Origin of the sequence: Natronococcus sp. JC468, from assembly GCF_012163165.1 — an archaeon.
GTDB classification, from domain to species: Archaea; Halobacteriota; Halobacteria; order Halobacteriales; family Natrialbaceae; genus Natronococcus; species Natronococcus jeotgali.
This window is the reverse complement of the sequence record NZ_JAAVUO010000076.1, coordinates 1-7,180: the sequence shown is the minus strand read 5'-3', so window position 1 is coordinate 7,180 and position 7,180 is coordinate 1. Positions and strand designations below refer to the sequence as shown.

General features: G+C 53.9%; 9 protein-coding genes. 3 read left to right on the top strand and 6 right to left on the bottom strand.

Features of this window, described 5'->3' with window-relative positions; genetic code table 11:
• Positions 1–527: 527 nt before the first annotated feature.
• Entirely contained in the window at positions 528–1,169 is a 642-nt protein-coding gene (locus tag GWG54_RS20185; RefSeq protein ID WP_167939434.1) for a hypothetical protein, read from the bottom strand.
• A gap of 73 nt (positions 1,170–1,242) precedes the next feature.
• Positions 1,243–1,377, bottom strand: coding sequence for a hypothetical protein (locus GWG54_RS21240; protein ID WP_280842123.1), 135 nt, complete (start codon positions 1,375–1,377; stop codon positions 1,243–1,245).
• A 57-nt stretch (positions 1,378–1,434) separates the two neighbouring features.
• Here GWG54_RS21240 and GWG54_RS20180 point away from each other — a divergent pair, with 57 nt between their 5' ends.
• Entirely contained in the window at positions 1,435–2,676 is a 1,242-nt protein-coding gene (locus GWG54_RS20180; protein WP_167939433.1) for an RNA-guided endonuclease TnpB family protein, read from the top strand.
• Positions 2,677–2,744: 68 nt separating this feature from the next.
• Here the strand turns inward: GWG54_RS20180 and GWG54_RS20175 are convergent, their stop codons facing one another.
• The 3 genes from GWG54_RS20175 to GWG54_RS21435 form a co-directional block, all read right to left on the bottom strand.
• On the bottom strand, positions 2,745–3,914 hold the full coding sequence (locus tag GWG54_RS20175) for a hypothetical protein (protein ID WP_167939432.1): 1,170 nt from the start codon (positions 3,912–3,914) through the stop codon (positions 2,745–2,747).
• Positions 3,915–3,979: 65 nt separating this feature from the next.
• The gene (locus GWG54_RS20170; RefSeq protein ID WP_167939431.1) at positions 3,980–4,639 is read right to left on the bottom strand and encodes a helix-turn-helix domain-containing protein; all 660 of its coding nucleotides are present in this window, start codon (positions 4,637–4,639) and stop codon (positions 3,980–3,982) included.
• A gap of 238 nt (positions 4,640–4,877) precedes the next feature.
• Positions 4,878–5,105, bottom strand: a complete 228-nt coding sequence (locus GWG54_RS21435) for a HalOD1 output domain-containing protein (RefSeq protein ID WP_167939430.1) — start codon at positions 5,103–5,105, stop codon at positions 4,878–4,880.
• A 180-nt stretch (positions 5,106–5,285) separates the two neighbouring features.
• Between GWG54_RS21435 and GWG54_RS20160 the strand changes: the two genes are divergently transcribed.
• Entirely contained in the window at positions 5,286–5,516 is a 231-nt protein-coding gene (locus GWG54_RS20160; protein ID WP_167939429.1) for a FaeA/PapI family transcriptional regulator, read from the top strand.
• A gap of 368 nt (positions 5,517–5,884) precedes the next feature.
• Here GWG54_RS20160 and GWG54_RS20155 read toward each other — a convergent pair whose 3' ends face one another.
• On the bottom strand, positions 5,885–6,268 hold the full coding sequence (locus tag GWG54_RS20155) for a helix-turn-helix transcriptional regulator (RefSeq protein ID WP_167939428.1): 384 nt from the start codon (positions 6,266–6,268) through the stop codon (positions 5,885–5,887).
• A gap of 210 nt (positions 6,269–6,478) precedes the next feature.
• Between GWG54_RS20155 and GWG54_RS20150 the strand changes: the two genes are divergently transcribed.
• A complete protein-coding gene (locus GWG54_RS20150) occupies positions 6,479–6,748 on the top strand; it encodes a helix-turn-helix domain-containing protein (RefSeq protein WP_167939427.1) in 270 nt (89 codons plus the stop codon).
• The last annotated feature ends 432 nt before the right edge of the window (positions 6,749–7,180 follow it).

Sequence of the window (7,180 nt, the reverse complement as noted above, 5' to 3'; positions counted from 1 at the left end):
GACGGTCTCCTTCAACCCCAGCGCATTCGTTCACCGACTTGGGGCTTAAACAGGATTCTCATAAAGTCAGAGCCGTGACGTTCGTTATCGAAAACTGTACAACCACAATACAAGAGTCCTCTCGACACTCTTCGTAATTCGAATGACTTTTTGACAATGAATTCACAACTACACATGCAAGGAGCTGATCCTTGCCACCTGCCGAGCTCAGAGGTGTCGTGGCACTGACGCACCCTCCCCAATCCACCAGCGATCGTTGCAGACCACTTCCCCCGGTCTCTACGATTGAAAATTGGAAAATTCTCTCATCAAGTAGCTCTCACCAGACTCCCACCCCCTGCTCGTCATGTTCTAACTTGTAAATTAAATGGTCGAGCCGAGAAGACAGGGCGGCGGGATTTCTTGTTTTCAGCTTGTCAGTTTCATCCTCGAGCATTCAATAGTCCATGATCCGAAGGTTCGAGTCCTCACAACAATCTTCCCTCACTTAACTAGGGTCACAGTTCCCTCTCAGTCACGGCTGTCTATCATTTGTCACTTTCGTTGGTGATCGATGCAGTGACGTTAGAAAGCGCGTCTCGGCCAAAGAGGACCACGAGACCCGCTCCCAAGAGGTCAAAGATGATGTCTCCGATCGCATCGAGTCGTCCGTAGTGAACAAGTAGCGGTTCGAACCCTTTCCGATCGCCGATTGCGTGGATGACGTATTCAAATATCTCCCAGAGAATACCGAATCCGAGTGTCACTCCCGCAATCACTGCCGGTCTGGATTTTGGTAAAGAGTTCCCTCGGGTGCCCTTCTCGGCCTCCGCTTGAAACGCGATATCTGTGGCCCCCGCGACGACAACACCAGATAGCGTATGGGCGAGGTGATCCCACCACCAGATCCGATCGTACGGACCCAGCATCCCCAACGTGTGGACCAACGCCGCTACCGAGACCCACACTCGTTGCCACGGATGGAAACGAGCACCGTATCTGTTCTCGAGATATCTCGGTATCGCTGCAAACAGCAGCGAGACGATACCGTTGACGATCACGCTTGGGTCGCGTTGACGGACTCCTTCGACGAGCGCGGTGACGATAACGAGTTGGAGACCGAGGTTCGCGGTCCGTTCGCTACCATCCTCTCTCTGCGAACGGAGCCAAGTTTTGAGGGTTGTGATCATCTTGCGGTAGCGAAGAAACCCCGTGCTTTAGCACGGGGAGGAATCGCGTTCGTCCGTGTCTCGACTCGCCCTGCTACGGCTCCCCGGTGTCCAACGCTTCGACGCCTTCGAGCATCAGCCCCTTCCAGGTGTAGCCGCGCTTGTCTTTGATCGCCTTCAGCCGATCGTACTGTTCTTCGTCTACCTCGAATCTGATTTCTATGCCCATACATACGTGTACTATCCGTGGGTTTAAGTCCATTGTGGTCATAAACTGTACTGTCGAATGGCCGCTGAAACGCCCGTCACGAAAACGCTCGAAGCCACGCTCGCTCCGCCCACTACGGGAAAAGAGCAATGCCTCGAGCGGACCGTGGCGACCTACCGCCGTGCGCTCTCGGACGCCTTCGAGAGTGGCGCGGATACACAAACGGCGGTCAACGATGTCGTTACGCCGTATACGCTCACGTCCTACGCCAAGGACGCGCTCAAGAACTACGTCCCGAAGCTTCGGGATACGTACAACGCGTCGGAGTTGGCCGACGACCATCCCGTTCGGTTCACGAACCGTGGGTTCAGTCTCGACCACTCCGACGAACGGGCCTACGAGTTCTGTTGGCGCGTTCCGCAAGCGGGGCATGGGAACGCCTTCTGGATTCCGCTTCGGATCAATCCCGAGCAGGAATCGCTCTGGTTCGACCTGCTCAACGAAAGTGCGACAGTCGGCGAGTTCCGACTGCAACAGCACCGAACGAATTGGGTGCTGCACGTCACAGTCGAGTACGACGTAGCCGAACCAAAAACGCCGGACGACCCGACTCGAATTGTCTTCGATATCGGCGAGTCCAAACTGCTGACAGGTTGTGCCTGTCAGAACGATACTCCGACCCAACCGTACATCTACGATGGCGGCCGCGCTCGAGCACTCCGGAAGGAGATGTACACGACGCTGAAGCGCCTGCAAGAGCGTGACGCCGCCGATTGGCGAGTGGACGAACGTTTCGACCACTACCAGAACGTACTCACGGATATCGTCGAGAAGGCGTCTCACGAAGCCGTCGAGTACGCCGCATCCTTCGAGGATCCAGTGATCGTTCTCGAAGACTTGTCGTACATCCGTGAGAACTTGGACTACGGGAAGTACATGAATCGACGCTTGCACTCGTGGGCGTTTGCCCGACTCACCGACCGGATCGAGGACAAGGCCCTCGAAGCCGGTATTCCGGTCGAGTTCGTGAACCCGCGCTATACGTCTCAGACGTGCCACGCTTGCGGTCACATCGGTCGGCGTGGTTCGCAAGCTGAGTTCACGTGTACGAACGCGGAATGTTGGGTTACGGAGTACCAAGCAGATATCAACGCGGCCGCGAACATCGCTGGTCGCTTTGATCCGTGGGGAGAGAGCGTTCCTTGGAAACCGGAACGCGATGACTCGCCACGGAATGGGTGCCGTTGTGACACGGCCACAGGACACCGCACGCCGAGTCGGCAATCCCGACAGACGACGCTTGCGGCCTTCGAGTCCTGAAACCTCCTCAATCGCGAGGCTTCCCTTGTAGGAAGCCCCGCCCTAAAGGGCGGGTGAGGATGTCACGGTTAGAGCGGGATTTGCTCGAGGAAATCCTCGCTCTGTGCGTCCAAGTGGTCGAGACGTGCACCCAGCATCTCACGCATCATCATGACTAGCGGATTGTTCTCACCGGATCCTGTGATGGCCGTCTCTTCGGAGTGAACGTTATTGCTGGTCTCCGCACCCAACGTTGCAAGCATGATGGTCTCGCGGTCGGCCATCACGAAGCGGCCGACCTTTTCGTGCTCCGGTGGCAAATTCAGCCAGTCCAGTTGAGGCTCCCAGATGGTTGCCCCGGGTACCTGCTTGCGGACGAGGTCGCGCACCTCCGTGGATTGCGATCCGAGATAGACATCGACGCCACGGTCGATGGCGTCCTGCAGACGACGAACGCAGCCGTCCTCCAGCAGCCCGTCGGTCGTGAGCATCAGGAACAACTCGTCGTCAGCCTGTTCAAACAGCGATTGCCCGTGCGCGATAACGTTATCGCGACCCTCAATAGTCCAGATATCGTCGGAGTAACGGGCCGACGGTACGATGGCACGTGGCGTTTCGTTCGGACGGAAGTCCAGCCATTCGTCGTCCAAGGCCACATGACCGTTGTACGTGGCCGTCCCAGTGTTGGTGTCGTAGGAGATGAGCTCAGCTTGTTCGAGCTTTGGCAGGTGAATGTGGTGGAGTTCCACCAGCAGATCTTCTGCAGGGTCCTGCTCGTCATCAACGGCACCACTCTCTCTGGAGATGACTCCCCGTGCAAGTTCGATCCGCGTGAGCGGACTCTCAGCGTCCTTCAGTGTCGCGAGGATGACCCGACGGCGCTTGACAGCAAGGTTGGCGATGACTGTGTTCCAGCCGGGCGATCCTATGGCAACCATCTGTTGAAATTTTGGGTCCGACAGTGTAGGGTGGTTCGTCGTGGTCACCGTGCCTGCCGACTGGTTCCAATCGATGAGCCCTGCTTCCTCCAGTTTCGGAAGGTGGACGTGGTGGAGAGCAGCCTGAATCGCGTCGACATCTTTGGGGGCGACATCCAACAGAGGCTGTTCCTGCTCGGCGGCCGTGAGATTCGTCGCGAGTTCTCGCAGGTCAAGTGGTGAGGTTCGGTCAAGAAGAATCCTGAGAGTATGCTGGCGGCGTGGCTCCCTTAGACTAGATAAGATAGGATTCTCGGTGACGGTTGATGCTCTCTGTTCCATAACCAGAAGTAGCCCCCCTTACGGGAAAGTAACTATCCTGACTACCTCAGGTTTTTAAATATCCGCTATACATCAATCTTGTCTATATCCGTCACTAACATCGTTTCGACGAACTCTTCGATACCCCGGCGTAGACGTTCGGATGCCGACTGTGTCGAGATCCCGAGACGGTCAGCGATCTCATCCATTGTCGCCTCGCGTGGAATTGCAAAGTAGCCCTCTTCGACTGCTACGACTAGTGCCTCCCGCTGTGGGTCCGTGAGACCACCCATGTACTGATGTGGAATTTGAGACTGAGTGAGATTCTCTAAGCTAAACGTAATCTCCTGATCAGTAAGATAGTCTCGGAATATATTAAATTGGTTACGTGATCCGAATCGGATGGTGAGCCACCAGTCGTCATTAGTCGTTTCCGCATCCAGGATCGACGCTTTAGAGTCAAGCGCAACATCCAAATGTTGTTGAATCTCTTCGGCCCAATCTATTTGGTAGAATTTTTCGTTGTTATACTCAACTTCAGTGACTACCTTGTTAACTGTAGGGTCGTCTTCCAGCGCGATATCGAATGCGTCGAAATTATCACCTACGACCCAAACACAGGGCATTACCCAGTGTCGGCTATGAGCAGCAAGCTGTTCGGCTTTCACCTCCATGGCTGGAACCTCGCGAAGCGCGTGCGCGAGCGCAAAGTCGTCGACCGCGACCGAAAATGTGGCTATGAACATCATTCAATATATACGCCGGAGCCGTAAAACAGAACTGAATCTGCTACAAGAACGAGTCGACGTTACGCGTAGAACTCCCAGAGAACCCATCCAGAGGAACTAATTTTCAAACGGAGTCCATAGGTATCAGCACTGATATTCGAGTTTCGTACGAGGAATATCAATTTCTGACGAGAAAAGATATGAGCGTCTTCAGCATCAAAAGTAACTCCAGCAACTAGGAAAGAGCCTCCGTTCTTTAAGGCTCAGTTTTTTTGACTTCGAAGTGGTCGATCGTACCGTCCTTGTAGACGTGAATCTGGTAGCCACAATAGACGAATGACACTTGAAATTGTGGTGTGTTTGTGCTGGTGAGAAGAGACTCCAGTGCGTCGGGATCGATCGTTTTGTACAGCGGTGGAAGATCGAGCGGTGATTCGTCTGTTTCTGTGGCGATAGCCGTTATAATTCGGGAAGTAACGTTCATACGGAGAGGGTTGTTTCTTTGGTGAGGTCCAGAGTGCCTGAACCAGTAGTAGGGTATATTCGGTGAGGCTCTATAAAGGACGGGTGAAACGTGTTCAGTAAAGCAAGTATGTAGACACGAGTCATTGTTGGATCCCCAATACCGATAACCGAAGCAGTACTATCGGACGGTAACTGTCTGATGGAGGATGAGGAAAAAACAAAAGGTGGACCGTTTGAAGAACAGTATTCGGACGACGAGATCCTGGCGTTTATCGCAACAGAAGAGGTCGTCACGACACGGGAAGTTGCGGACCATTTCGACTACCATCTGCAGACAGCCCGCCGGCGACTAAAACTGTTACACGGAGAGAGCCGGATCCGACAGAAAGACGTCGGGAAACGGTTCGTCTGGTGGCTTCCACACGACTAGCGCTCCGTATCCGGCCAAGACAGGAAGACAGCCCAGCGGCTCTAACATGGAGAACTAATTGAGAGAGGTATACCGCTGGTGGAACTGTAGCTGCGAGGCATTCGAGTCGATCACGTCCGACCGCAGCGAATCATCGTCAGGCCTGTCGGCCACCATCTCCCCGGTGGCTCGGATAGTTGACGAAAACCACGAACGTTATCTACTTTGCCCCTGTGCTAGATAGTGGCACTACAAAAAGTGCCATGCGGCAGAGGGCGCTATCACCTACCGTCACCAACCCGGAACCACCCACTTGCCGGCTCCGAACTCATGGCGGCTGGTACCCTCTGTTGTTCCTGAGGAATCAGTGAGCAGCGGCACCCTTCACACTATGAGGGTAAGTCCGCTGATTCACAGTGATCAAGACAGAGTTCGGCCAATTCAGGGAGATCTCGGACTAAAACCGTCTCAGACCGTCTATCGTATTCAATGAGCCCTGCATCTTTGAGTTCTGGAAGATGTATGTGATACAGATTTATTTTGACTCTCTCGACTGCTTTATCTGGAACTTCACTGGGTTTAGAGTCGTATTCCCACGCAACAAGTTGATGAGATATTTCACTTTTGGGGGCTGGTCCTTCATCCCGAAGGTATGAGATGATACGTCGCCTCTGGGTGTTACTGAAGGTACCTAGAATCTCGTCAAACCGGTTGCTGGCGTTGAAAGTGGAGTTTCCGTGAATTATATCGGAATCTCTAGGGTTGTCTGACATGGGTATGATTATTGATACACATACGCTTAAAGCTCGGGTCTTATTCTTAAGGCACTAAATTGTAAATAGATAGCTGGCGTAGAGATAGAGTTAACTACACCAAATACTATCGAGAAAAATTCTCCGGATAGCCTCAGTGGGCAGTGAATATGACTATAGTGCATTTCTAAATAGAAAATATTATCACTCTGCATCCGGAACGGTGTAGTAATGAGTGCATCAGAAGCGTTTCGACAAGACACAGAACCACGTGGAACCTGGGACGACATCCGCGATCTGCCTCCGAGTGCCAAACTCGTTGTAAAGGTCCTCGAGCACAACGATGCGATGACCCAGCAACAGCTCGCCGATGAAACGCTGTTGCCCACTCGGACGGTGCGGTACGCGCTGAATAGACTCAAGGACGAGCACGTGATCGACTCACGCTTTTCGTTCTCTGACGCCCGGAAACGCCTGTACAGTCTGAATATCGAATCGTAACCGGACAATTTCCGTGGGTTTTAGACGTTCGTACGCTGCCACCAACTTCTGTTGGAGGTTAGTTTGCCTTGCTAGCCTGCCAGACCGAGACGGAAGTCTGGACTATCCATCCCCAGGCCTCGCCGGAATCGGGACCGCTGTTCTCTCGGGACCTTTCCGCGATCACCATCCCGCAGTCAGGACAGACATACGCTACCTTGGTCCCGCGCGGCTTGCGGACCCAGTCGCCGTTGACGGGGCTTGAGTGATCACACCCCCAGCAGTACAGCGTCGCCTTCAGCCCCTCGCGTGCGTCGTGGTCGTGACTGACGGAACGAGTCATCAGAGGTCAAAAGAAGCTCTCGCTAATAAACGAGGTGGTGTTCGTGCCATATTCGGAAATAGCGATGGCGTCCCGTTCCTCCGTGTAGTGGACGAGACCTGCTTCTGCTA

Coding starts and splice junctions, on each gene's coding strand:
- GWG54_RS20185 (WP_167939434.1), bottom strand. CDS start 1,169: ATGATCACAACCCTCAAAACTTGGCTCCGTTCGCAGAGAGAGGATGGT.
- GWG54_RS21240 (WP_280842123.1), bottom strand. CDS start 1,377: ATGGGCATAGAAATCAGATTCGAGGTAGACGAAGAACAGTACGATCGG.
- GWG54_RS20180 (WP_167939433.1), top strand. CDS start 1,435: ATGGCCGCTGAAACGCCCGTCACGAAAACGCTCGAAGCCACGCTCGCT.
- GWG54_RS20175 (WP_167939432.1), bottom strand. CDS start 3,914: ATGGAACAGAGAGCATCAACCGTCACCGAGAATCCTATCTTATCTAGT.
- GWG54_RS20170 (WP_167939431.1), bottom strand. CDS start 4,639: ATGTTCATAGCCACATTTTCGGTCGCGGTCGACGACTTTGCGCTCGCG.
- GWG54_RS21435 (WP_167939430.1), bottom strand. CDS start 5,105: ATGAACGTTACTTCCCGAATTATAACGGCTATCGCCACAGAAACAGAC.
- GWG54_RS20160 (WP_167939429.1), top strand. CDS start 5,286: ATGGAGGATGAGGAAAAAACAAAAGGTGGACCGTTTGAAGAACAGTAT.
- GWG54_RS20155 (WP_167939428.1), bottom strand. CDS start 6,268: ATGTCAGACAACCCTAGAGATTCCGATATAATTCACGGAAACTCCACT.
- GWG54_RS20150 (WP_167939427.1), top strand. CDS start 6,479: ATGAGTGCATCAGAAGCGTTTCGACAAGACACAGAACCACGTGGAACC.